The 24,875-nt window shown below is 67.2% G+C and carries 24 protein-coding genes and 1 pseudogene; 4 read left to right on the top strand and 21 right to left on the bottom strand.

Going from position 1 to position 24,875, the window contains the following annotated elements:
* Positions 1–493 precede the first annotated feature (493 nt).
* The gene (locus tag NBW84_RS09285; protein ID WP_250283646.1) at positions 494–682 is read right to left on the bottom strand and encodes a hypothetical protein; all 189 of its coding nucleotides are present in this window, start codon (positions 680–682) and stop codon (positions 494–496) included.
* Between the two features lie 207 nt (positions 683–889).
* Between NBW84_RS09285 and NBW84_RS09280 the strand changes: the two genes are divergently transcribed.
* A complete protein-coding gene (locus NBW84_RS09280; protein ID WP_250283644.1) occupies positions 890–2,173 on the top strand; it encodes a SpoIIE family protein phosphatase in 1,284 nt (427 codons plus the stop codon).
* Between the two features lie 230 nt (positions 2,174–2,403).
* On the opposite strand, the gene NBW84_RS09275 is transcribed toward NBW84_RS09280, so the two are convergent.
* From NBW84_RS09275 to NBW84_RS09255, 6 genes and pseudogenes are all read right to left on the bottom strand, one after another.
* Positions 2,404–2,745, bottom strand: coding sequence for a group II intron maturase-specific domain-containing protein (locus NBW84_RS09275; protein ID WP_445548355.1), 342 nt, complete (start codon positions 2,743–2,745; stop codon positions 2,404–2,406).
* Positions 2,746–2,779: 34 nt separating this feature from the next.
* A pseudogene (locus tag NBW84_RS09270) lies at positions 2,780–3,812 on the bottom strand (IS66 family transposase); the annotation flags it as partial.
* A gap of 42 nt (positions 3,813–3,854) precedes the next feature.
* Positions 3,855–4,025, bottom strand: a complete 171-nt coding sequence (locus tag NBW84_RS24185) for a hypothetical protein (RefSeq protein WP_445548676.1) — start codon at positions 4,023–4,025, stop codon at positions 3,855–3,857.
* A 301-nt stretch (positions 4,026–4,326) separates the two neighbouring features.
* Entirely contained in the window at positions 4,327–5,892 is a 1,566-nt protein-coding gene (locus NBW84_RS09265; RefSeq protein WP_250283640.1) for an aldehyde dehydrogenase family protein, read from the bottom strand.
* A gap of 97 nt (positions 5,893–5,989) precedes the next feature.
* On the bottom strand, positions 5,990–6,499 hold the full coding sequence (locus tag NBW84_RS09260; protein ID WP_250283638.1) for a DoxX family protein: 510 nt from the start codon (positions 6,497–6,499) through the stop codon (positions 5,990–5,992).
* A 30-nt stretch (positions 6,500–6,529) separates the two neighbouring features.
* The gene (locus NBW84_RS09255; protein WP_250283648.1) at positions 6,530–7,885 is read right to left on the bottom strand and encodes an FAD-dependent oxidoreductase; all 1,356 of its coding nucleotides are present in this window, start codon (positions 7,883–7,885) and stop codon (positions 6,530–6,532) included.
* Positions 7,886–7,998: 113 nt separating this feature from the next.
* On the opposite strand from NBW84_RS09255, the gene NBW84_RS09250 reads away from it, so the two are divergent.
* Genes NBW84_RS09250 through NBW84_RS09240 form a run of 3 tightly spaced genes read left to right on the top strand, consistent with a single transcriptional unit; the run spans position 7,999 to position 10,736 of the window.
* Positions 7,999–9,132, top strand: a complete 1,134-nt coding sequence (locus tag NBW84_RS09250; protein WP_250283636.1) for a thiolase family protein — start codon at positions 7,999–8,001, stop codon at positions 9,130–9,132.
* Between the two features lie 8 nt (positions 9,133–9,140).
* A complete protein-coding gene (locus NBW84_RS09245; RefSeq protein ID WP_250283635.1) occupies positions 9,141–9,941 on the top strand; it encodes a crotonase/enoyl-CoA hydratase family protein in 801 nt (266 codons plus the stop codon).
* A 24-nt stretch (positions 9,942–9,965) separates the two neighbouring features.
* Positions 9,966–10,736, top strand: coding sequence for an SDR family NAD(P)-dependent oxidoreductase (locus tag NBW84_RS09240; RefSeq protein WP_131790153.1), 771 nt, complete (start codon positions 9,966–9,968; stop codon positions 10,734–10,736).
* A 263-nt stretch (positions 10,737–10,999) separates the two neighbouring features.
* On the opposite strand, the gene NBW84_RS09235 is transcribed toward NBW84_RS09240, so the two are convergent.
* From NBW84_RS09235 to NBW84_RS09170, 14 genes are all read right to left on the bottom strand, one after another.
* Positions 11,000–12,604, bottom strand: a complete 1,605-nt coding sequence (locus NBW84_RS09235; RefSeq protein WP_250283633.1) for a GMC family oxidoreductase N-terminal domain-containing protein — start codon at positions 12,602–12,604, stop codon at positions 11,000–11,002.
* A 90-nt stretch (positions 12,605–12,694) separates the two neighbouring features.
* A complete protein-coding gene (locus tag NBW84_RS09230; RefSeq protein ID WP_250283631.1) occupies positions 12,695–13,186 on the bottom strand; it encodes a MaoC family dehydratase in 492 nt (163 codons plus the stop codon).
* The gene (locus NBW84_RS09225; protein ID WP_250283628.1) at positions 13,183–14,352 is read right to left on the bottom strand and encodes an acetyl-CoA hydrolase/transferase C-terminal domain-containing protein; all 1,170 of its coding nucleotides are present in this window, start codon (positions 14,350–14,352) and stop codon (positions 13,183–13,185) included. The genes NBW84_RS09230 and NBW84_RS09225 overlap by 4 nt, the downstream gene beginning before the upstream one ends.
* 77 nt (positions 14,353–14,429) lie before the next feature.
* Entirely contained in the window at positions 14,430–14,861 is a 432-nt protein-coding gene (locus NBW84_RS09220; protein ID WP_250283627.1) for a nuclear transport factor 2 family protein, read from the bottom strand.
* 9 nt (positions 14,862–14,870) lie between these two features.
* Entirely contained in the window at positions 14,871–15,296 is a 426-nt protein-coding gene (locus NBW84_RS09215; protein ID WP_445548172.1) for a MaoC family dehydratase, read from the bottom strand.
* Positions 15,280–15,693, bottom strand: a complete 414-nt coding sequence (locus NBW84_RS09210; RefSeq protein WP_445548173.1) for an FAS1-like dehydratase domain-containing protein — start codon at positions 15,691–15,693, stop codon at positions 15,280–15,282. The genes NBW84_RS09215 and NBW84_RS09210 overlap by 17 nt, the downstream gene beginning before the upstream one ends.
* 20 nt (positions 15,694–15,713) lie before the next feature.
* The gene (locus NBW84_RS09205) at positions 15,714–16,130 is read right to left on the bottom strand and encodes a Zn-ribbon domain-containing OB-fold protein (RefSeq protein ID WP_131790747.1); all 417 of its coding nucleotides are present in this window, start codon (positions 16,128–16,130) and stop codon (positions 15,714–15,716) included.
* Positions 16,127–17,293 (bottom strand): thiolase domain-containing protein, encoded by a 1,167-nt coding sequence (locus tag NBW84_RS09200; RefSeq protein ID WP_250283620.1) that lies wholly within the window; start codon positions 17,291–17,293, stop codon positions 16,127–16,129. Before NBW84_RS09200 ends, NBW84_RS09205 begins: the two co-directional genes overlap by 4 nt.
* A gap of 6 nt (positions 17,294–17,299) precedes the next feature.
* Positions 17,300–18,196, bottom strand: coding sequence for an SDR family NAD(P)-dependent oxidoreductase (locus NBW84_RS09195; RefSeq protein ID WP_131790745.1), 897 nt, complete (start codon positions 18,194–18,196; stop codon positions 17,300–17,302).
* Positions 18,197–18,286: 90 nt separating this feature from the next.
* Complete coding sequence (locus NBW84_RS09190; protein ID WP_250283619.1) at positions 18,287–19,903, bottom strand: PEP-utilizing enzyme; 1,617 nt, start codon at positions 19,901–19,903, stop codon at positions 18,287–18,289.
* 60 nt (positions 19,904–19,963) lie between these two features.
* Positions 19,964–21,037 carry an ABC transporter permease gene (locus NBW84_RS09185; RefSeq protein WP_250283616.1) on the bottom strand — a complete coding sequence of 358 codons (1,074 nt, stop codon included), beginning with the start codon at positions 21,035–21,037 and terminating at the stop codon, positions 19,964–19,966.
* Positions 21,034–22,602 (bottom strand): sugar ABC transporter ATP-binding protein, encoded by a 1,569-nt coding sequence (locus NBW84_RS09180; protein ID WP_250283614.1) that lies wholly within the window; start codon positions 22,600–22,602, stop codon positions 21,034–21,036. Before NBW84_RS09180 ends, NBW84_RS09185 begins: the two co-directional genes overlap by 4 nt.
* Positions 22,599–23,777 (bottom strand): sugar ABC transporter substrate-binding protein, encoded by a 1,179-nt coding sequence (locus tag NBW84_RS09175; protein WP_250283613.1) that lies wholly within the window; start codon positions 23,775–23,777, stop codon positions 22,599–22,601. Before NBW84_RS09175 ends, NBW84_RS09180 begins: the two co-directional genes overlap by 4 nt.
* A 165-nt stretch (positions 23,778–23,942) precedes the next feature.
* Positions 23,943–24,875 (bottom strand): PEP-utilizing enzyme (locus tag NBW84_RS09170; protein WP_250283611.1); only part of this gene is annotated, 933 nt, incomplete at its 5' end.

The raw sequence follows: 24,875 nt of genomic DNA, 5'->3' as shown, positions 1-24,875 counted from the left end.
ATTCGGCTGGGTGACTGCTCGGTGTCATAGGCGACAATATCCATGGGTGGCGCCCAGATAGGATCTACTTGTGAACCCGACCGGGAAACCACATTGGGTAGTATGCTGGCTCTTCGCAGCTCGCTGGAACATATAATCAGACGACTACAGAACTGGCGAGTGCACGGTGACGGTCTGCGGCCCAGCCGCCTCGCCGCGGGCGCGGTCGGCGTGGCGCTCGTCGCCGAAGAGCCAGGTCAGGGCCCTGTCGGTACCCAAGCCGCGAGGCTGGCAGACGGCTCGCGGCTGCACTGGGCCACCACTGGCCACAACTCCTGGTGATCGGATGAACACAGCTTCCAGTGCACTGCGAGGAGCCAGTATGCTGGACATCGTCCCATGAGCCGGGCGCATAGTACTTCGCCGAGGCGCGGGAGCACGGCGTCGAGATCGTGTTCTGTACAACGTAGCGGGAACGTCCAATGGACCTGATATGACCGAACAGCAGCAAGGCCTACACAGGCTGAATCTGCTCTATGCCGCTGCCGGGTGCCTCGGTGGTTCCCTGGACGTCGATCGCACAGCTCAGGACTTGGCCGATGTCCTCGTCCCCGCTTTGGGTGATATCGCCACGGTCGACCTCGCCGAGGCCGTCCGGGCTGGGGATGAACCCCCAAAAATGCTCGGTGGCGGGCAGTTGCATCTTCGCCGCGTCGCCGCGGTCCGCGACAGCGGCTGCTGGCCTCCCGGATTTATCCTGGCGGGCATACCGATCCCGCCGTTACCGGACGGGTTTGAGATCCGGAATCTTCAGCGCGGCAAGACTATGATGGCCTTCACCCGTGCGGCGGCAGTTCCCGCCGCGGGCGATTTCGCGGATGTGATGATCCCGCCGGACGCGCATTCCGGGATGGGCGCGCCCCTGTACGCCCGCGGCCTCCTGCTCGGGCTCGTCACCGTGTGGCGGACCGGCTCCGCCCCCGTCTTCGATCGGGAGGACCGCAAGCTCCTGCTGGAGATCGCCTCCCGGGCCGCGCTCGGCGTGGACAACGCCCGCCGGTACACCCGCGAGCGCCGCGCGGCCGTCGCCCTGCAGCGGGGCCTCCTCCCCCGGGCCGGCACCGACACCCTGGCGGCCCAGACAGCCGGTGTCTACCTTCCGGCCGGTCGAGGATGCGAGGTGAGCGGCGACTGGTACGACGTCATCCCCCTGTCGTCGCTGCGCGTGGCCTTCGTCGTCGGTGACGTCATCGGCCACGGCCTGTCCGCCACCGCCACCATGGGCCGGCTGCGCACCGCCGTCCAAACCCTGGCCGACCTCGACCTCGACCCTGACGAACTCCTCACTCACCTCGACGACCTCGTGCAGCGGCTCGCCCACGAGGCCGACCCGTCCCGGGGGGATCCGGTGGGCGCGACCTGCGCCTACGCCGTCTACAACCCGATCACCGGCTGCTGCGCGATCGCCAGCGCCGGACATCCACCCCCCGCTGTGGTGACACCGGACGGAACCGTCGACTTCATCGACGTTAGCCCCGGCCCGCCGCTCGGCGTGGGCGGTATGCCGTTCGAGATCACCGAGATCGACCTGAAACCCGGCAGCGTGCTGGCCCTGTACACCGACGGCCTGCTCAACCGGCGCAACCGCGACGTCACCCAGGGGATGGAATGGCTCCATGACCGCATGGCCGCGGCCTGCGACACAGACCGGCCCCTGGAGGACATCGGCCACGCTCTGCTCGGCGACACATCGTCAACCCCGCCCACCGACGACATCGTCGTGCTGCTCGCCCGCACCCGCACCCTGGCGGCCGAGGCCACCGTCGACTGGGAGTTCCCCGCCGACCCGGCCGTAGTCGCCCAGGCCCGAAACCTGACGACCCGGCAGCTCGCCACCTGGAACCTCGACGATCTGGCCTTCACCACCGAACTGGTCGTCAGCGAGTTGGTCACCAACGCCATCCGCTATGCCCACGGCCCGATCAAGGTGCGGCTCATCCGCGGCGATCGCCTCGTGTGCGAGGTTTCGGATGCCAGCAACACCCAGCCGCGCCTGCGCCGCGCCCATACCACGGATGAAGGAGGCCGTGGCCTGTTCCTCGTGGCCCAGCTGACCCGGCGTTGGGGCAGCCGCTACGGCCGCTTGGGTAAGACCATCTGGACCGAACAACCGACACATGAGGTGCGCAGATAGTAAACGGTATAAACGACGATAGATTTCTGCCGCCTCATCCTGAGGAGCCCGTTGGTGCCCAAAGCATGTCTGTGGGCCCTAGCCAGGACTTCTACATCACCCGATGATCAATGGCCATCTGCCGAAGACCGGAGGGACTGGTTGGGTAGGGAGCTGGCACGGTGACGTGTGACCGCTCCGTTTCCAGCTCCCTACCGTCGATCTATGCATGTGGTTCTCCCGTATACAGCTCACCGACATCTTTCACCGCCGGCACTCGGTAATCTCCAGGGGAGATTCGGTCGGGGAGCAAGCACGGTCCCATCGAGGTTGAACAGCCCGAGGGGATCGGGTGAGGCGTAGGCCCCCACCCGCCAACCCCACGCCCGGCTGCGTTTGTGACGGTGCACCACGAAGATCGCAAGCCGGTGCACGGCGTAGGTCTGCATCTTGTCGAACACGAAGGCGGAGTTTCCGTAGCAGAAGTGCCCGGCCCAGCCGCGCAGGAAGGCGTTCACCTGCCGAACGACGGTGGTGACTGTGGGACTCCAAAATCTGGGTTTTGGCCTGTGAGCAGGTCTTTTGGTGTCCATTCACGGGTAAGGCTGTGATTGTGTGGCAAGACGGTCACTGGAGTGGGTAGCCAGGGGTCACCGCAAGTGCGGCGTGGATGGCGTCGATCCCGCGGATACCGTGGTCACGGGCGCTGACCAGATAGGAACGCACGCGGCAGTACCGGCGCAGGGGGCCGAGGTGTGCCAGTAGCCGGCACGGCCTGATGCCGTTTCGGGCCTCTCAGGGCCTGCTCCGCGGCGTTGTTGGTCCAGGGGACAGCGACGTTCTTCGCGAACAGCCAGACCTGTTCGGCCTTGGCGGCCAGCCGGCGGGCCACCGTCGCGGAGCGGGCGTTCACCGGGGCATACCAGACCAGCCCCGGCTCGGCCGAGCGGACCGTGACCACATTCGGGGGAGCCGGACAGCGGATTCCCGTCGGCATCGACGTCCGTGCGGAGCACGGTGACCGGGGTCTCGTCGACGCACAGCACCGGCGCGGCCCGCAACGCCCGCCGTCCTCATCGTCTGATCGAACCCGGCAGCATCCAGCGTTTCGGCGAGCCGGGCGTGGGCACGAACGACGAACCCGGTCGACACCGGCGCCCCCACCAGCGCCTCCAGGAGTATCGCGGTCCGCTCGACCGGAACGGTGCCCTCCGAGGCCAGCAGCACCACCGCGGCGGCGTTCACGTTCGGCCCGTAGAACCACCGACCCGGCCCGGGCGTGCGGCACGGCCGCGGTGGTGACTGCGCGACAGCGCGGGCAGCGCCGCCGCGGCAGCCGCCAGTGCACCGTTTCCAGCCGCACCGGCGGGATGTCCCACACCTGCTCCCGGCCCTCCCCCACCCCCGGCACCGCCGACAGATCCTGATGGCAGGCCGAGCACTCCGCCGGCGGATCGGCCTGCTCGGTCCGGTCCGGCTCCGCGGTCGGTGTCAGCCCCGCCCCGGCATGCCCCGCCCCGGCATGCCCCGGCTGACCGCCTGGCCGGCGGTCTTTCGACCGTTCCCGCTGGGAAGCAGCCCGGGCCGCTTTCCGTTGCGCTTTCGCCGCGATCGGATCCTTCGACGGTGGAGTCGAGGAGTTACCGCTGTTCATCCACAGCCGGCGTTCCGGCTCGGCGATCCGTACTTCCAGCTGGGCGGCTCACCGCTCCCACGCGGCGGCCAGCCGCTCCCGTACGGCACGCTCCGCGGCCAGTTCCGCCCGATGCCGCTCGTCCGCAGTCTCGATCACCTGCCGCAGCCGGGCGTTCGCCTCCCGGAGAACCTCCACCTCCGACGGCGACGGTGAGGACCCAGGCGGCGCAGCAGACACGAACCACGATCATCGCCGTCACGGCTGGCAGATCAAGCACCAAATCCGGGTGTCGCCCCAACGCTTCCACACGGCTCAGCGGCCCACCGACGCGACCCCTGAATGGACACGTCTGATCCACTCGACGAGGTGGCAGCCCTGGTCATCCGGGGACTTCGCCGCCGGCCTTCGTGAATTTGGACGACAGTTTGGTTCCTCGTGGCCGACGCAGCCCCTACCGACATCCGGCCACGAGGAGATCGAGGTACCCCGCGGGACACCGAGCCTCGTCACGGCCCCGCGGCCTGCCTTATGGGAGATCTCATCGCTTCGGTGGGCGCCCCAGTCGCCGACGCCAGTCGTGTGCTCCGAGCAGGCGGACCATTCTGGCCTGCAGCTCGCTGTTCTTCTTCTTGTACGGATACCAGTGCGGCTCCGACTTCAGGCGGACCTTCTCGGAGACCACGGACTTTTGACGGCAGTACTTGAGGATGCCGGCAGCTCCACCCGACCGTGTTCCGACACCGGAGGTCTTCCAACCACTCATCGGCAGAGGCAGCTGGAACGTACTGATCATGACATTATTGATGTTGATGGCGCCGGCCTCGATCTGTCGCGCAACACGGTCGGCGCGCTTGCGGTCCTTGCTCCAGACACTCGACGACAGCCCGTAAGGCGAGTCATTCGCGAGCCGGATGGCCTCCTTTTCGTCCGCCACCTTCATGATCGGCAGAGTTGGACCGAAGGTCTCGTCCCGCATGCACTGCATCGAGTGGTCGACGTCGACGAGAACGGTCGGCTCGAAGAAGAAGCCGGTGGCCCCGCGCTTGCCGCCCGTGAGGGCCTTGGCTCCCTTGCGCACGGCGTCCTCGACGTGGCTCTCAACGATGGCCAGCTGGTTGGCGTTCTCCATCGAGCCGATGTCGGTCTGGTAACTACCGTCGGGGTCCATGCCCTGTCGCAGGGTCTTGACCTTCCGTGTCACCTTTTCGACGAACGCGTCGTACACGGGCTCCTCGACGTAGCAGCGCTCGACGGAAATGCAGATCTGACCCGAGTTCCACATCGCACCCCAAGCGGCCGCGCTGGTGGCACGTTCAAGGTCGGCGTCGGAAAGCACGACCATCGCATCCTTGCCTCCGAGCTCAAGGCTGCAGGGAATGAGACGATCCCCAGCCCTTGCCGCGATCTTGCGACCGGTCCTGGTGGAACCCGTGAAGGCGACCATGTCGACTTCCTCCACGACCGCCGCTCCAGTCCCGGGCCCACCTGTGATGTTCGCGAGGATTGGGGGGGCATGTACCTCCTCGAGCCAGCCGCGGGTTGCTTCCGCCCAGGTCAGAGGCGTGAACTCCGATGGCTTGAACAGGACTGCGCAACCGGCCATGAGCGCGGGTACGCCGTCGAGCATGGGGCCACCCAGTGGCCCGTTCCAAGGGGTGAGCATTCCGACGAGCTGGTACGGGCGCGCGAAAACTCTCAGGTTCTTCGTCATACCGGCAGCACCCCAGGACTTCACCTTGCGGTCGGCGAGGAATTCCTTGGCGTGCTTGCCGTAGTAGTTGATGAGGTCCACCGCCATAGCAACCTCGAGGCCCGCGTCGCCCCAGGACTTACCAGTCTCCTCCTGCATGAGGCCGACAAGGTGTTTCTCGTTGTCCAGGATCCAGTCGAGGAAGCGAAACATGTGCTTGGCGCGACCATCAGGACCCAAGTCCTCCCACGCCGGCTGCGCCTCCCGTAACCTTTTTGCGGCTGCGGCTACGCCTTCCGGACCTTCATCGGGGACCGACGCGATGAGCCGCCCGTCTGCGGGGCAGCGCACCTCGATCAGGGCAGGTCCCGTCGTGCCCTGCTCTTGTGCCTGCTCTTGTACCTGCGCTGTCATGACAGTCCTTCTCCGTGAGACCACTGACGTGACCCCAGCACGCTTCTCGGGCGAGAATCTAAGTTGCATTCAACGACTAGTGCAGCGGTTGACCTCGTCATGCAGGTGGGTCCGGTCTCCAGGCGACCGCCAGCAGCACGGCGGCGCCGGCCAGCCCGAGCCCAGCCGACACGAGCAGGCCGAGCCCGCCGTCCAGCTCGTCAGCAAACCCCAGCAGCTGGTCCACCGACACCTCACCGGGCCCCAAGGCTCCCAGCGCCGCTGTGACGACGGCGAGCACCGCGACGTACTCCCAGCCCTGGCCTGGCTTGAAGATGAAGAACCCGTTGCGCCGGTGTGCGGTTACGAATGCCACCGTCATCACGCCGATCACCGCTGCGCACGAGAGCGTCGTCAGCAGGCCCAGAAGGAGCGCTGCACCTGACGCCAACTCGATCGAGCCGCTGGCCAGCGCATGCACCCGTGGAGGGCGCAGGCCCATGCTGCCGAACCAGCGAGCAGTGCCGTCAACACCACCCGGCCCGAACAGGTGATTCCACCCGTGCGCGAGCATCACCCCTCCCAGCGTCGTCCGGAACAGCAGTGCCGCAAGGTCGACTCCATCCACCAGACCTTCTTTCCGTCTCGTCCGCGAGACTCAGACGACGTCAGCCGAATGTGCCGCCACCAGCAGTTCCGCCCACGTGGCGATCTTCGCGCGCGGCCGCTCACGCTCGGCCCCCCGGGCGATCTCGGCCGCATCGATCGCACCCCATCCGGAGCAGTCGACGAACGCCACCTTGCGCCCGCGAAGCAGTGTCGTGACGTCGGAGAGCTGGGAGGACCCGGCTGTCAGAAAGGCTGCGTCGCTGAGCAACCGCTGTACGACCACCTCGGCATCGGACTTGTTTGTGCCGAGGACACCGACGGGGCCGCGCCCGATCCAGCCGGCAACGTACTCACCGGGAGGCGACGCGCCGTCGCGCGACACCCGCCCGTCGACGGAGGGAACCGTGCCGCGCTCCTCGTCGAACGGGACACCCGAGACAGCCACACCGCGATAGCCGATCGAGCGGAGAAGCAGTTGGACCGGGATCTCGGCGCACCGCCCGGTCGAGACGACGGCGCCAGCGCCGGAGAGAGTCGTCTCCTCCAGCACGACCGCCTGCAAGGCGCCCTCGCCCCTGAGCTCGACAGGGCGCGTCCAGAACCGAATGTGCAGCGACCGGGCCGCTGCGGACCTCGGGCGGCCGGACCACTCCCGGAGGATCGTGAGGTTGCGCTGCACGTCGGGGTTGTCGGCGCAGCGTGCAGCGGTGACATCGTCGAGCTCGAGCTGTGCCGGGTCGACGACGACGTCGACACCCTCGAGGTTGCCGAGTTCCCTGAGCTCCTTGCTCGTGAAGCTCGCGTGGGCCGGACCGCGACGACCGAGCAGATGCACCTCGCGGACCTTGCTCGCTGCCAAAACGTCCAGCACCGGGTCGGGGATGTCAGTACGGCGAAGGGCCCCGGCGTCCTTCAGGAGCATTCGCGTGACATCAATGGCCACGTTCCCGACGCCGACGACGGCCACAGCCTCCGCGTCAAGGCGGAAGGTGTCGGCGGGAACGTCAGGGTGCCCCGAGTACCAGTGCACGAAGTGCGTGGCGGAGGCCGAGCCTGGGAGGGCTTCACCTGGGACGCCGAGCCTGCGGTCCGTGGATGCTCCGAACGCATAGACCACGGCGTGGTAGCGGGCGCGGAGTTCCTCCACCGTGAGGTCCTTGCCGATAACGACACTGCCGAAGAAGCGGACCCGGTCGTCGTCGAGGGTGCGTTGTAGCACCTTCGTGAGCGACTTCATCTTGAGATGATCAGGAGCCACGCCGTAGCGCAGCAGGCCGAAGGGGGTGGGTAGGCGATCGAAGACGTCGACCTCGACCGGCACGTCCCGCTGGAACAGGAGGGCGTCCGCGGTGTAGAGGCCGGCAGGCCCTGCACCGACGACGGCCACCCTGAGCGCCTTGCCCATCACCTCAGCTCCTTTCCGCTGCCCAAAGACCCTTGCAGCATCGATTCAACTATGGTTTAGATTTGTCTCCAGAACAAGCCCCGCAGCCGAGGGGCCGTGCCGCAAGGAGCCGTATGCGAGACGCCGTCGTCGTCGAAGCCGTCCGTACGCCGCTGGGCAAGCGCGGAGGGGGGCTGGCCGATGTGCACCCGGCGGACCTCAGCGCCACGGTGCTGCGCGAGCTCGCCGGACGCGCCGATCTCGACCCCGCGCTCGTCGACGACGTGGTCTGGGGATGCGTCGGGCAGGTCGGAGAGCAAACCGGAGACATCGCCCGCACAGCCGCGTTGTCGGCAGGTTGGCCCGAGCACGTGCCAGGTGTGACGGTCGACCGTGCCTGCGGGAGTTCGCAGCAGGCACTCAGCTTCGCCGCGGCTGGGGTGATCGCCGGCCACTACGACGTGGCCGTCGCCGGTGGCGTGGAGTCCATGTCGCGCATCCCCATGGGCCTGGCGTTCACCATCGGGGGAGACCCGTACGGCGGTACGGGTTGGCAGGAGCGCTTCGGCGCCACGCCGCATCAGGGCCTCGGGGCGGAGCTCATCGCCGAGCGATGGGGACTCAGCCGCAACGACCTCGACCGATACGCGCTCGAGTCCCACGCCCGGGCCGCCGCCGCCTTGGACTCTGGGGCGTTCGACAGGGAGATCGTGGCGGTAGGTGGCTTGGAGCGGGATGAGGGCGTCCGGCGCGGTGGAACGCTCGATACTCTGGCAGCACTCAGGACGGCCTTCAAGGAGGAGGGCGTGGTCACAGCAGGCAACTCGTCCCAGATCACCGACGGTGCGGCCGCCCTGCTCGTGACCACCAGCGAGATCGCTCGCCACCACGGCTGGGAGCCACTGGCGCGCGTTCACACGTCGGTCGTGATCGGTGACGACCCGGTCGTCATGCTGACGGGGCCGATCCCTGCCACCCGCAAGGCTCTGCAGCGTGCGCACCTCAAGGTGGATGACATCGGCGCCTTCGAGGTCAACGAAGCCTTCGCTTCGGTGCCGTTGGCCTGGCTGGCCGAGATCGGAGCGGACGCCGCGATCGTGAACCCCCGCGGGGGCGCGATCGCGCTCGGGCACCCGGTCGGCGGGTCAGGCGCCCGGATCACGACCACGCTGCTGCACCACATGCGCGACAACCGCATCCGCTACGGCTTGCAGACCATGTGCGAGGGCGGCGGTCAAGCCAATGCGACCATCTTCGAACTGCTGTGAGGAGCACGATGCCTGAGGTGAGTGACCCCGGCAAAGTGCTGGTCTCCAGCCACGACCATGTCGTCGTGATCACGCTCAACCGCCCCGACGCCCGCAACGCGGTCGACCACGATGTCTGCCTGCTGGTGGGGAACGCGGTGGCGGCTGCAGACAGTGATCCAGACGTCCGCGTGATCATCCTCACCGGAGCGGGTGACCAGGCCTTCAGCGCGGGCGCCGACCTCAAGGCGATCATGCGTGGCGAACGCATCCTGCCGGTCGGCAGGGAGCACTGGAGCATCGCCGGTTTCGCCAACCACTTCACGTCCAAGCCCACCATCGCCGCGGTCAACGGCGCCGCACTCGGTGGCGGGACCGAACTCGCGCTGTCATGCGACCTCGTCGTCGCCGTCGAGACGGCGACGATCGGGCTCCCCGAGGTGAAGCGGGGGCTGGTCGCCGGAGCGGGAGGTGCGTTCCGCCTGATCCGACAGCTCCCTCACCGCGTCGCCCTCGAGCTGCTCCTCACAGGTGAACCGATGAGTGCCACAGACGCGTTGCGCTGGGGTCTGATCAATCGCGTAGTGCCGGCCGGAGGGGCCCTTGACGCCGCGATGGGCCTAGCGGCGCAGATCGCCGCCAACGCCCCGCTCGCTGTCCAGGCCAGCAAGAGGATCGCCTACGGCGCCGATGACGGCGCCCGGCACGACGAGGACAGCCTCTGGGCGCTCACCGAGCGGGAGTTCGCGGTACTGGCGCTGTCGGAAGACGCCAAGGAGGGCCCACGAGCCTTCGCAGAGAAGCGCTCGCCGATCTGGCTGGCCCGCTAGACCACCATCGACGAGAGGACATCAGTGGAGATCCGTGGCAAGGCAGCGCTCGTTTCCGGGGGGGCCGGCGGCCTCGGCGAGGCGACGGTACGCCGGCTGGTAGCCGACGGCGCGCGGGTGGTGATCGCCGACCTTGCGGAAGATCGAGGGAAGGCACTCGCCCAGGACCTTGGCGAGGCCGCTGTCTTCGTGCGAACCGACGTCACGGACGAAAAGTCCGTGACGCAGGCCATCGCGGCTGCCTCGGAGCTTGGGGAACTGCGTGTCTCCGTTTGCGCGCACGCCGGACCCGTTGCTCAGCAGCGCATCCTGGACCGGAGTGGCGCACCCATACCGCAGGAGCTTTTCGATCGGACGATCCGTATCTACCTGTCAGGGACGTTCAATCTTCTCCGGCAGGTCGCAGCGGCCATGGCGACACTCGAGCCGCTCGACTCCGGTGCGCGGGGTCTCGTCGTCAACACGGCCAGCATCGCAGCATTCGAAGGCCAGATCGGGCAGAGCGACTACAGCGCGGCCAAGGGCGGCGTTGTCGGACTGGGGCTGGTCGCGGCACGTGACCTCGCTGCCGTGGGGATCCGGGTGGTGACCATCGCTCCCGGCACCTTCTTCACACCCGCCTTTCAGCTGGACGAGGGGACCGCCCACGAGACCTGGGGAAAATCCGTTCCCTTCCCCAAGCGCATGGGACGCGCCGACGAGTACGCGGATCTGGTGTCGTTCCTCGTCGGCAACGATTACATCAACGGCGAGACCATCCGCATTGACGGGGCCCAGCGCTTCGGGCCGAAGTAACCGAGTAACCTCGCCGACCGGCTGCCTCGCCTGCCTCCGCTGTTGTCCCAGTGGGGTCAGCACCCCTGTTCGGGGCGTGCAGCCGGTCGCTGACTGATCGGCGCTCATGGCGCGCAGCCCTGTCGCCGGTCGGCATGCCCCCAGGCCGTCGGGCTTGCAACATCATGGCGATGTACCGACGGCGCCGGGTACTACGGAAGCCGGGTACTACGGAAGACTGTCTCCAGTACGATCGCTCGACCAGCATCATCAAGCAGTGCGGGTCAAGAACGGCCAAGCAGGAAATCCGCCCCGCGCTCACCAATCATGATGGACGGTGCGTTGGTGTTGCCCGTGGTCACCTTCGGCATGACCGAGGCGTCGATCACGCGCAGCCCACCGATGCCGTGCACTCGTAGCTCGGGGTCGACCACCGCGTCGCCATCGACACCCATCTTGCAGCTGCCTACCGGGTGGTAGGACGGGACGACATTGCCACGCGCGTACGCCTCCCAGTCCGCATTCGTTCGACACTCCGACTCGGGGGCGAAGCGCCCGGCGGTGATCTCCCTCATGGCGGGCTGCTCCATCACCTCCTGAACCAGTCGCAGACCCCGCAGCGTGTCGCGAAGGTCATCGGGATGCCCGAGGAGCTGCATCTCGATCCGAGGCGGCTCCATCGGGTCTGCGCTGCGCAGGCTGATTCGACCGCGGTAGCGGGTGTGGGTAAAGGTCGAAGAGGCGAGGAAACCCTCCTGCTTGGCCGGCTGAACGTTGAACATGCCGTTGTCGTCGACGTCGCGTGTGATGGCGATGGGGGTGAACTGCAGCTGCACGTCCGGTGCCGGCAGCGAAGGGTCTGTCTTGGCCATGACCTGGACCTGGACCATCGTGAGCGCGAGCACGCCGGTGCCGTGCAGAACGTAGTCCTTGAGGCCTCCGAGCACGTCGCCGACCCTCGGCTTGTTGAAAGTATGGATCTTCGCGTGGTAACGCTGCATGAGGTAGGCATGTTCGTGCAGGTTCGAGCCGACGCCGGGGAGGTCGTGCACGAGGTCGATGCCGTGCTCACGCAGGTGCGCAGAGGGTCCGATGCCTGAGAGCATGAGTAGCTTCGGCGTTGCCATGGTGCCAGCGCTGAGTACGACCTCCTGCCGGACACGGGCTCGCCTCACGTCGCCCTTGTGCTCGTACTCCACGCCGACGGCTACCTTGCCCTCGAGCAGAACGCGCGCCACCGTGGCCTGCGTCCGCACGGTCAGCCGGTTCCTCGGAGCGATACGCTTGACGTACTCACGCGAGGACGAGGAGCGGGTGCCGCGGCGGTGGTTGACCTGCGCCAGAGCTACGCCGTCCTGCGTCTCGCCGTTGTAGTCCGCGGTCTCGGGGTATCCGGCCTGCTTGGCCGCCTCGACAAAGGCCATGTTGGCCTGGCCTCGGTTGCATTGCGTGGTTACGGAGATGGGACCGCTGCCGCCGCGAAAGGAATTCTCGCCCCCTTCCCAGGTCTCGATGCGCTTGAAGGCCGGCAGCACGGATTCGTAGTCCCACCCCTTGCAGCCCAACTCGGCCCAGCCGTCGTAGTCGGCTCGGTTGCCGCGGACGTAGACGCAGGAGTTGATCGACCCGCCTCCACCCATCACCTTGCCCGCCATCCATGCCTCTGGGCGGTTGCCGCGGGAAGGATCCGGCTCGGCAGGGTATTTCCAGTTGTGCTTCTCATAGGCGACCGCGACGCCGGCGGGGACCAGGATCTCCAAACGACGACGGTCGTTCTTGCCGGCTTCGAGGAGCAGGATGTGGGCGCCCCCTTCCGCGAGGCGACTGGCGACGACGGCGCCAGCAGAACCGCCACCGACAACGACGTAGTCATAGGTCTCGTCCGTCATGCCTGCTCCCCGTCCTGGTGCCTCGGCCGCGAGCGGCCAACAACGTTTCGGTGACGCTGGCGTACATAATCTGCCTCAGATTCGAATGCGTCAACGCGTCTGACCACGGCTCTCACCAGTGGGCGCCGCCAGCATGAGTGCCACGCGACGGGCACGGCAGACGAGCTCGCCCCTCTGGTTGAGACCCCGGTGCTCGAACTCGACGACACCCTGCCCCTGGCGAGAGGACGACTCCCGGACGGAGACGACCTCGGTCTCCGCGAACAGCGTGTCTCCGACGAATACCGGGGCCGGAAAGACGATCTCGCCGAAGCCGAGGTTGGCCACCGTCGTGCCCTCCGTGAGGTCGCCGACGCTCAGACCGACGACGGTGGACATCGTGAAGAGGCTGTTCACGAGGACCTTGCCGAATTCGGTGCGCGAAGCATAGTCGGCGTCCAGGTGGAGGCTCTGAGTATTCATGGTGAGGGTCGTGAAGAGTACGTTGTCGGTGTCGGTGACGGTGCGTCCCGGACGATGCGAATACACGTCGCCGACCACAAGCTCGTCGAGGTAGCGCCCTCGCCGCGTGTGGGTGGTCACCAGGGGGCCGCCTCTCGGAGTGCATCGCGGTGGTCAGGGTGTGCGATTGCGATGAGGGCTTCTCCCCGCTCGCGCGTGGTCCGGCCGTCCAGGCGAGCCACCCCGTACTCGGTCACGACCACGTCGACCATCGTGCGTGGGATGGTGACCGTCCGGACCGATGCTGCGATCCGCGACACCTTTCCTCCGGAGGAGGCGGACGGGAGGGCAATGATACGCATGCCGCCAGGCGACCGCGTGGCACTGTCCACATAGTCCAGGCTTCCTCCGGTACCGGAGATCTGGCGGCCATTGACGGTCTCGCTGTTGACGTTCCCGGCCAGGTCCACCTCGACCGCCGTGTTGATGGACACGAAGCGCTCGATCTCTCCCAGCCGGGTGGCGTCATGTGAGACCGACGACGGATACATCCCGATGGCAGGATTGTCGTCGCTGAACCGGAGCAGCTTCTGCGTGCCCATCATGTCGGGGCTCAGCACGGCGGGGGTGGGTACCACATCACCGGCACTGAGTATCCCTGCCGCGAAGAGGTCCACCATTTCGTCTGTCGCCATGCCGACGAAACGCACACTGCCCAGGTCAGCCGATGCCAGGGAACGCACGAGCGTTTCGGGGATGGCGCCGATGCCGATCTGGAGCGTGGGGTTCCCTGGAAGCAGCTGCAGGACGTTCCTGGCGATCACCGTGGAGATTTCGTCCGGCTTCGCGGAGGTATAAGTCGGCAACGGCGTTACGGACTCGATGAGCGAATCGAAGATCGACACATGCACACATGACTCACCGTGAGTCCGGGGCACGCTGGCATCGACCTCAGCAATCAAGGTCTGTGCTGTATGCAGCGCCGACAGCCCATAGCTGACAGAGGGCCCGAGCGAGCAATGACCTCGAGCGTCCGGTGGGCTTACCCGCACGAGGGCAACTCCGACGCGCCAGCGCTCGAGCAGGGCCCCAAGACGCGAGGCCCGAGCGGGGACGTAGCCGATGACCCCTTCGGCGACCAGGTCGCGGATCGGAGGCATGACATGCCAGGTGCGATAGGTCATCTCCCCCGCTGTCACGGCGTCGACGAACGGGTAACCGCTGAGGAGCAGTCCCGATGACAGCGTCCAGCCGCGTCCGGGCGCTACCTCACTCAAGGCGTCGAGCAGCGTCGTCGGGGCGCCCATGCCAGGAGCCGACACCAGGTGACTTCCGTTGGGCACCCGCGCAAGGGCCTCACGGGGGGTGCGGTGTGGCAGGGCCTTCACGTAGGACCACTCCCCGCGGTCAGGCCGACGGCGAAGACGGCGTCGAAGGCCGCCTGGTCGTACTGGAACTCGTCCACCTCGGCAATCAAGTCCGCTTCGAAACGGTAGATGAGGCACTCCTTCATGCGCAGGACGCGATCACCGATCGTGATGACGCCATACTGAAAAACGATCGCCCGGTCGTCACTCATCGCGATGTCAATTACTTCGAAGGTGGCCGGCCGGGTCAGGATCCGCCGCATCATGCCGAACAGGCCCATGACTTCCGCACGTCCGGCATACTCACCGGCGAGCGCATTGTTTCCCGGGACCCGCCACACACAGCCAGGCGCCAGGAGCGCCTCGATCGTGGGGCGGTCGCGTTCGGTGAAGGCCCGCATGAGGTTACGCACTGCCGTGGCGTGCGGATGTTCCCATGGTGTGACCATTTCTGTTTTCTACTTCTGTTTTGAACCGAAGTCAATCGCCACAGCAGCGTCGCCGTGCAGCACCAGTCGGCCATCGTCGTTGGTCGTCTTCAGGGTGATCTGTACCCGAGCGCAGGAACCGTGAATGTCGACCGCGGCAATGGTGGCCGTGGTGGTCAGCCGGTCCCCCGGCCACACGGGCGCCGTGAATCGGACGCCGAACGTGCGCAGCGACTCGATACCAAACCACGAGGTGACAACTCGGCTGCTCAAAGCCATCGTCATCATCCCGTGCGCCATGATCGACGCGTTACCCGCGGCCCTGGCCGCCGGTTCGTCGGTGTGCAACGGGCTGAAGTCGCCGGACGCCCCGGCGTACTGCACGATCTGCGTTCTGGTCACTTCGGCGCACACGACCATGCTGCGGACCTGGCCGACCTCAGGCAGGACGTTCATCGACGCTCGCTGACGTCGGCGGAGTTTCGACCAGCACCATCCGCGACCGCACGACAACTGCGCCGTGCTGGTTGCGCAGCTCCTTCACGAGCTCGGTGAACAACAGCTCGCCTCCGCGCTTGCTGTTCTTGGTCCAGCGCCTGCCGTACTCCTCCGTCACATCGAGAACGTCACCGAGATGAACGGGCAGCAAGTACTCGAAGTGCTGCTCGGCGTGGAGCAGCTCACCACCGCCCACAGGAGCGACAGCCAGCGCACCCGTGGGGCACATGCCCCGCATGTGCTCGGGATCATGCTGGATCGAGGTCGCCGTGAAAGTGGGAGGCACGACCCGCTCAGGCGAGGGCATGGGCTCCCCAACCGCGCGGGCGAAGGCCATGACATGACCCTCCTCCACCGGGAAGCGCTGTCCCACCGTCAAACCGCCGGACGAAAGCGTGGCAACGCCGAACCAGCTCCCGTGTCGTGAAACACCACCTGCACGGGCTGTCCGATGGCGAGCGTCTCGGGGTCACACTCCACGATGTTGGTGAGCATCTTCGGGCCCTCCTCGAGCTCGACGAGGGCGAGCACGTAGGGACCGCAATCCTTGTACTCGAGGATCCCTCGGGTCGTCAGCGTGAAGCTGTACACCGTTCCGCGCCCGGAAGCCTCGACCTGCTCCAACTCGTCACTGTGACAGTTCGAACACAGGAAACGCGGGTACCACACGGACGTGCTACAGGCCGTGCAGCGCTGGACGAGCAGCACACCGCGAGATGTCGCCTCCCAGAATGCTGCTGTCTCCGGCTGCACTTCCGGTATCGGGGCCGGCAGCCCCGCGCCCGTTGTCATACGTCCTCCCTGCCGAGGATGACGGTGGCATTGCCCATCCGCGTGGACAGCCAGCCACCCGTGCCGTGCGCCAGGGCGATCTCGCAGTCAGGTACCTGCACGGCAGCGTATGCCTCCCCGCGCAGCTGGCGGACCGCCTCGATCATCTTCGTCATGCCGCCTCGGTTGGCGGGGTGGTTATTGCAGAGCGAACCACCGTCGGTGTTGAACGGCAGCTTGCCGAACGGCGCCTGCAGGGTTCCGCCGAGCACGAACTTGCCGCCCTCGCCTTTGTCGCAGAAACCGAGGTCCTCGAGCGCCAGCAGGACCGTGATCGTGAACGAGTCGTACAGCCCGACGTAGTCGATGTCGCTACGGCTGACGCCCGCCTCTTCGAAGGCATCGCGACCGGACCGGACTCCTCCGGTAACCGTCACGTCCTGCCAGCCGCCCTTCGTGTGCTCGATGGCCTCCCCGTGCCCCAGGACCGCGATGCAGTGACGGTCCAGGCTCTTCGCGATGTCCTCGTTGACGAGAACGAGGGCGCCGCCCCCGTCGGTGACGACGCAGCAGTCGAGCCTGTGCAGCGGGCTGCTCACCATCGGGCTGTTCACGACGTCCTCGACGGTGACGACCTTGCGTAGCAGTGCACGTTCGTTGTGCTGCGCATGAGACGAGGCGGCCACCTTGATCTCGGCCAGCTGCTCGCTGGTCGTGCCGTACTCGTGGATGTGGCGCGCCGCAGCGAGCGCGTAGACCGCGCTGACGTTCATGCCGAAGACGGGCTCGAAGGCCGCCTCGGGCGGAGCGCCCATCAGCTGACCGGGTGCGCGCAACGCCGTGGTACGCGGTCGGCCGCCGAGGGTGATGAGGGCGACGCTGCACTTCCCGGTGGCGATCGCGGCAGCAGCATGCCCGACGTGGCTGAGGTAAACCGAGCCCCCCATGTCGGAGGAGTCCATGTAGCGCACCGAGAGGCCGAGATAGTCCGCCATGGCGAGGCCACCCAGTCCCGGCGCGTCCCCTCCGGTGAAGTAGCTGTCGACATCGGCCAACGTCAGACCGGCGTCAGCCAGTGCCCCGAGAGCCACCTCCGCATGGATCTGCGCGATGGACCTGTCGGGCAGCTCTCGTCCAGGATGCTCGTAGGCCCCAGCGATGAAGGCCTTGCGTCGGATGGTCACAGCCGGTCAGACGAAGGGATTCGCCGGCGCGGCGTCCGTGACTGGTCGGAACGCCTGTTCCACCTGCTTGCCGATCGTGGACAGATCCCAGGCCTCGCCCTCTGCGCTTACGGTGACCAGTGGCTGCGGGTCGCTGTACAGGGACACCTCAAGACCTCGCGCGTGAATGACGTGACCGTTGCACCACGCCGACTGCTCCGAAGCCAGCCAGGCAGCGATGGGGGCGATGTTGTCCGGGGACAGCTTGTCGGTTCCCGGTCCGTCGACTCCCGACTTCTTGGCCGTGTCCGTCATGCGCGTCGCAGCCGCCGGCGAGATCGCGTTCGTCGTAACGCCGTACTTCTTCAGGGCCACGGCGCACGAGTAGGTGAGTCCCACGATGCCCATCTTCGCGGCTGAGTAGTTGGGCTGGCCCGGGGCGCCGTGCAGGCCCGCCCGAGAGGTGTAGTTGATGATTCGGTGGTTGGCCGCCGCGTCACCGAGCTGTCGCCAGTAGGAAGCGGCCGGGCGGATCGTGTTGAAGTGCCCCTTGAGGTGGACCCGGATGACAGCGTCCCACTCTTCCTCGGCCATGTTGAAGATCATCCGGTCGCGCAGGATGCCCGCCACGTTCACGAGCACGTCGAGCTTGCCGAACTCCTCGATGGTGGACTCGACGAGGTCACGGGCGGCCTCGTGGTCCGAGATGTCCGCACCATTCACCTTGGCGGTGCCCCCACTGTCCTGGATCTCCCTGACGAGGTCCTCACCCGGACTCCCGTCCTTTTCCAGGCCGTTCAGAGAAGCACCGATGTCGTTTACCACTACAGCCGCGCCCTCCCGCGCGAACAGTCGCGCGACGGAGCCGCCGATCCCGCGGCCGGCACCCGTCACAATCGCCACCCGCCCGTCGAGTGTTCCCATCAGCCGTCCCTTCGAAGGTCGTCCCACCAATCCGAATCTAACATTGGTTAGGTATCAGGACAAGACACATCAAGATTCATTTGTGGTCTGTCAGGCATCGACGTGTTTGAGAACCCTCACGTGACCCGACGCGCCGTCCACCCGCACGAGGTCGCCTGTCCGCAGGACCTGGGACCCGACTCTGGTGTTGACCACGCACGGGATACCCAGCTCTCGCGCGACGATCGCAGCGTGGCTGAGGGCTCCGCCGATGTCCACGACCAAGGCCCCGGACACGAACATGATCGAGGCCCAGCTTGGATCGGTCGTCGGAGAGACCAGGATCTCCCCCAGCTCGACATCAGCGTCATCGGGGTCGCTCACGACGCGCACCGTTCCCTCGACGGTGCCGGGACTTGCGCCAACGCCCTCAAGCACGTCGACGATCGGCGCGGTGTCCCCCACTTCGGATTCGTCGAGGGCGGCCGGCTGCCCCAGCCACGCGGGCGGGATCTGCAGGGTCTCGTAGTAGGCCCGGCGCTCACGCCGTCGGACGACCAGCTCACGGGCATCGCGCGGAAGCGCGACGATCTCGTCTGTCGTCAGGTAGAAGACGTCCTCGACGTCGTCGAGCAGGCCCTCGTCGACGAGGTGCTCCCCGATGCGTCGCGCAGCTGCACGTGCCATGTCGAGGGACTGCAGGAACGCGGCCTTGCCAACCCCCCGCAGCGGGATGACATTGGCCGCCAGGCGGAGGACGAGACGCGCGCCCGGGCGGCGGTGTCGTGGCAACGATGCCAGGAGCTTGCGCTCGAGCGCCTCACGAGCCTGTCGCTTCCGTCCTTCGATGCGCGCAGGGTCGGCGGTCTCGTCCAGCGCGCGGTAGCCCTCCAGGAGCTTGCGCAATGCAGCGTCGTCCTCCCGCCACACACGGCCTGAGATCTCACCTTCGCGGGGCCCATGGAAACCGTGTCGCCGCACGACCTCCTCGATGGTCAGGCGGTCCCTGGATGCGGCCCACATGTCGGTCACGATCGCGCTCTCCGCGTGTGCGCCGTACCCGCTCATGAACGACGTCACCTCCCCGACGGCGGCGCCTTCGACAAGTCGTCGGAGCTGCTCGTAGACCGGCTGCACAGCGCACAGGACGTGGATGCCCTGCACAGTCACGTTGTGCTCGAAGCGCCGCGCGGCCTCGTGAAACTGCCGGATGGCCTCGGCACGGGAGAGATCCTTCGTCTTGCCGACGCTCTCCAGCCACCACTGCTGCGTCTCAGCGTTCGCCCTGCGCACCTTGCGCCCGATGGTCGCGAAGCTGTAGGGAAAGCGTAGGGCGATGACCGGCCACCGACGACGGCTCGGGCTGCTCGCCAGCTCCGGCGGCATGGCACCCACCACCTGCTCGGCCACTGCCGCGCCCGAGGTGCCGGGGAGGCGATCTCCGATCCCGACCAGGAAGTCCACCCGGCCCGCCACCCGGCCGTAGAAGACGTTGCACACACGGTCCCGCTCGTCGGCGGGGAAACCGCTCTCCTTCCGTGTCAGCGCACCCATGCTTCCGAACGCCGCCCGGGTGGCGCGCTCCGCCGTCGGACCCCAGAACGTCCATCCCAGAGGCGTCATCACACCCGGCATCGCCTCACCGAAGTTCGAGGTACTCCAGAAAGCCTGGGGCGCGCTGCGGCTGTGGAGCGGATCCCACTGCTCGACAGCCAGCTCCATGATCATGGTCGTATTCCTCTCGTCGCCGCTCTCCCGGTGCTGTCCTGGCACCAGTCACGCGAACAGTTAGCGCACGGCCGCAGGCTGCTGACCGGACGCCGGAGTCACGCCTCCAACATCCATTTCCGCACTTCCCGTTCCCTTGCTCCGCTGGGAGGCTGCCGCGTCCCGCCTCGAGCGCGCCTTCCTCTGGCGCCACACCGCAAAGGCGACAGCCGTGATGACGGCCACACCGTTGAAGAGGTCTGCCAGCCACTGCACGCCGGTGACGAGCTGGAGACCCTTGATGCCGGTGGCCAGGACGTAGAGGGCGATGAGCGTCCCCCACACGTTGAAGCGGCCCGGATGCAGCTGCGTCGACCCCAGGAAGACTGCGGCGAACGCTGGCAGCAGCAGCGCTCCGCCGAACGTCAGCGACGGCCCTGACAAGGATGCGTACAGGACACCCGCAATCCCGCACAGCGTCGCGCTCGTCGTGAGGGAGAACCACGTCCAGGTCCCCGTCCGCACGCCGGACAGCCGAGCCGCCTCAGCATTCCCGCCGACGGCGTAGATATAGCGTCCCACCGGGGTCTGCGACAGCACCAGCCACAGGATGATGGCCACCACGAGCATGTACAGGACGACGATCTGAAAGCCGAGCACCTCGCGTTGAGTGAGGTCGCTCCAGGCTCGGCTCGTGGGCGGAAGCGGTTGTCTCTGACCAGAGACGATTGACTGAAGTGCCGCGATGATCGAGGCCGCCCCCAGGGTGGCGATGAAGGAGTTGACGCGCAGCACCACGACCACGAAGCCGTTGACGGCGCCGATGACGAAGCAGGCGACAACCGTGACACCGATGGCCGGCCACATGGACCAGCCCTTGTCCGCCTGCAGGACGGTCACGATGATGGTCGCGAGGTTGACGGTCGCACCGACGGAGAGATCGTAGGCGCCCGCGGCGAGCGGCACCAGGACGGCGAGAGCCACAATGGCCGCAATTGCCTGTTGCGCGGCCACCGAGTGCAGGGTGCCCATCGTGAGAAACAGGTCTGGCACCCAGATACCGAAGACGATGATGATGAGCGCCCACAGGTACAGGCCGGAGAAACGGTCGAAGCCCAGGCCTGGTCGAGGACGCGTGGTCGGCGAGGCGCTCATGCTGCCCGGTCCTCGGAGCCCAACGCCTCGCGGGCCACTTCGGCCACGGTCAGCGCGCCATTCGACAACTCGGCCACAAACCGTCCGTCGCGGAGCACCATGACGCGACGGCACAGGGCAACCAGCTCGTCATAGTCCGAGGAGCTCACGACAGCCGCCGCCCCCGTCTCCACGGCCGAGAGGATCTGACGGTGGATCTCGGCCTTCGCGCCGATGTCGACACCCTGTGTGGGCTCGTCGAGCAAGAGAACCCGAGGGGCACATCTGAGCCACTTGCCGAACAGCACCTTCTGCTGGTTGCCACCGCTGAACGACCCGAGGGGAGCGTCCACCGCGCCGCGCGGGCGGACGTCGAGCCGCTCGAACCACGTTCGGGCTTGGGCGACTTCGAGTCGCCGCCGTAAGCGCGGGGCGCGCCAGAGGGCCCGGAGGGCTGGCAGGGTCAGGTTTTCGCGCGCCGACATCGACATGACGCCTCCCAGCCGAACGCGATCGGCCGGCAGCAGCGTGAGCCCCGCGGCGATCGCGCGGTCTGGTCGTCCGGGAGCCAGGATCACATCGTCGATCTGGACCCGGCCGCTGCTTCGCGGGATGGCACCGAAGATCGCCGGGAGCAGCGTCTCCCGCCCAGAACCCGTGAGACCGGCGACACCGACCACCTCTCCCGGACGGACGGTGAAGTTCGCGGTCACCAGCGGACCCGCCGACAGATCCTGAACACGCAGCACGGGAGCTGCGTGCGCCGTGGGCAACGAGCCTGACGCCGCGCTCACCTCCTCCAGCTCGCCGCCTACCAGATGTTCCACCAACTCGCGCCTGGTGAGGGCCCTTGCTTTGGTGGTCACGACCTTGCGGCCGTCGCGCAGGACGCTGACGTCATCGGCAACCTCGAACACCTCGTCCAGGTGGTGAGTGACATACAGGACACCGACGCCGCTCGCAGCCACTGCCCGCACCACCGCCAGCAGCTGTTTGACCTCGGTGTCCGGCAAGGTGGCCGTTGGTTCGTCGAGGACCAGCAGGCGCACGCTGGTCCTGTCGGCGTCCGCGAGGGCCCTTGCGACAGCCACACCGGTACGCTCGGCGGCAGCCAGTCCGCCCACGAGCGTATCGGGGTCCAGCGCCAGGCCCAGACGCTGAAGCGCCTCTTCCGTGCGCCGCCGCAGGGCCTTGCGACGCACTGCACCGCAGCGCGTGGGGAACCCCGCGGTCAGTGCGACGTTGTCCGCCACGCTGCAGGTGTCCACGAGGCCGAGATCCTGGTGCACGAAGCGGCAGCCGAGGTCGTAGGCAGAGGAGGCAACGCCGGCCTGCAGCGGCTGACCGCCGACTTCCACGCTGCCGCCCGGATCGGGATGGTGGTAGCCGGAGAGCGTCTTGATGAGCGTGGACTTCCCCGAGCCGTTCTCCCCCAGCAAGGCGTGCACGGTGCCGGCGTCGACCCGTAGGTCGACGTCAGCGAGCGCGCGTGTCGGGCCGAAGCTCTTGCTGAGGCCGCGTACGAGGAGGCTGGGCGGGAGCGGGCCAGCTCCGCTGGCCCGCTCCACCACCTCGTGAGGGGTCACCCTACCTTCCACAGCTTCTTGAACTGCTGCTCGTAGTCCTCGGGCCGGTCGATCGAGTCCTGCGGGCTCCCGACCGTCTCCTTAGTGAGCAGCTGGAGCGGGAGTGCACCGTCGCCCGGTTCCACGGACATGCCCTGCGCATAGCGCAGTGCGACGTCCACGGCCTTCCACGCCATGATGTTGAAGGGCAGGAGTGTGAACGCCTTCGCCTCGCCGGTCTGCACCTGCTGCTGGTTGAACTTGGCCGGGTTGATGCCGAGCAGCTGGACGTCGGGAAGACCCGCCGCCTTCACCGCCGCTTGCAGGCCCTGCGTGAACTCGCCCTGCACCGTGACCACATACTTCACATCCCGGTTGCGCTGGAGTGCAGACACGACCGCCGGCACCACCTGTCCGCCGCCCACCTGGGCCAGCGTTACGTCGACCGTCCCCACCGAGCAGTCCGGGCAGCCCGACTTGACCGTGGACACATACTGGTCTGTCACGATCTTGAGCGAGCCCACGTCCGGGACGTTCACGATCAGCGACTTGCCCCGTCCCTGCGAGTCCGCGATGAAGAAGTTCGCGATCGCGATCGCCTGGGTCCGAGCATCAGCGGGCCCGTCAAGCGATCCTGCGGGGACGACCGGGCTCGCGGTCGTCTCACCGACAGCGATCGGGATGAGCGGCACGCCGGCCTTCTGGAACGCGGGGACCTGGCTCCCCCAGACGGCCTCCGGTATGCCGGCGAAGGCCACGCCCACCGGCTTCGGGTCCATCTCAAGGGCCTGCTGCATCCCGGCGATGAGCGTCGCCGGGTCTGCAAGCTTGATCGGCTGGTTCTTGTATTCGAGGCCCGCGGCCTTCGCCGCCGTACCCATACCCTTGGCGAGCACCTGACACAGACCGTTCTCGCAGGAGAGGAAGACGAGCGTGCCTCCCTTGCCCGGAGCACTCTTCAACGGCTCGGTCACCCCGATGGACGTCGGGGCCTGCAGCAGCTTCGTCACCTCTGCCTGGGCTGCCGCCACCACGGCGGAGGCGCTTCCCGTCGCGGTCGGGGTGACGGCATCCTTGCCGGCGTCGTCGGAGCTGGAACACCCGGCTAAGGCGAGAACTAAAAAGGTCCCGACAGCAACAGCTGCTGCTGCAGGACGCAGGACGCCGCGCCGCGAGAACGGTGCGGGCGTGGACACGTGGGGCATTGAGCTCCTCTTACCTGGACCGGCGGCGCCGGTCGTCTATTCACAGCGCTGGGCCGGCCGCGAGTGAGGGGTGTGACAGCCGTCACAGATTTTCTGTCTAAACCTATATTGGTTTCGAACGTTGTCAAGCAACGCAAGGACGTCCCCGAGGCAGGATCAGTCCGCCGGGTAACCGAGAGCAGCCGGCAGCATGGCGGGCGACTCGACCCCGAGCCACCGCGTCAGCAGGCTCAGGTCGGGGTCGTCGCCGGAGGCCGGAGGGACGACCGCAAGGCGGCCCTCGTATACGAGCCCGGCGCCTCCGTCGACGGTCACCTCACGCCCGACGAGATCCGTAAGGAATCCCGCCCCGCAGCCCACGACGCACGGCCGATCCAGCTCCCGGCTGACCACCGCGGCGTGCGAGGTGGAGCCACCCAGCTCTGTGACGATCGCTCGGGCGACGACCATGCCGTGCACGTCGTCGGGGTCGGTCGTGGGCGTAGCCAGCACGACATCCTCGCCGGCGTCCGCATGGTCCTCGGCTTCGTTCGCGCTACCGACGACCAGGCCGACCCCCACGCCCGGGCACGCCGGCTCGCCCTTCGCCACGACGGTGGCGACCGCGGCCGCTGCGGGATCGACCCTGGGCCGAAGCATGGCAGCGACGTCGCCAGGCGTAAGCCGAGCGACCGCCTCCGAAGTGGTCAGGATCCCCTCCCGTTGCATCGAGACAGCGATGCGCACAGCCGCCTCGGCAGAGCGCTTCGCAGACCGCGTCTGCAGCAGCCAGAGCCGACCCGACTCCACGGTGAACTCCACGTCCTGGACGTCACGGGCGTCGGCTTCCAACCGCTGCGCCGCCTCAAGCAGCTCCGCGTGAATCTCGGGCATGCTGCGCGCGAGCGCATCCAGAGGGAGTGGCGTGACCCGCCCGGAGACGACGTCCTCGCCTTGCGCCAGCGGCAACCACTCACCCAGCGGGGCGCGGGCGCCGCTCAGCGGGTTGCGCGTGAACAGCACCCCCGTGCCGGACCACTGGTCGAAGTTGCCGAACACCATCGCCTGGACGGTCACCGCCGTCCCACCGCCGTCGGGAAGGCCGTGGTG

The organism is Protofrankia sp. CiP1_Cm_nod2 (assembly GCF_920664355.1).
Taxonomy (GTDB): Bacteria; Actinomycetota; Actinomycetes; order Frankiales; family Frankiaceae; genus Protofrankia.
Note: the sequence above shows the minus strand (reverse complement) of the source record. Positions and strands in the feature narration are given on the sequence as shown.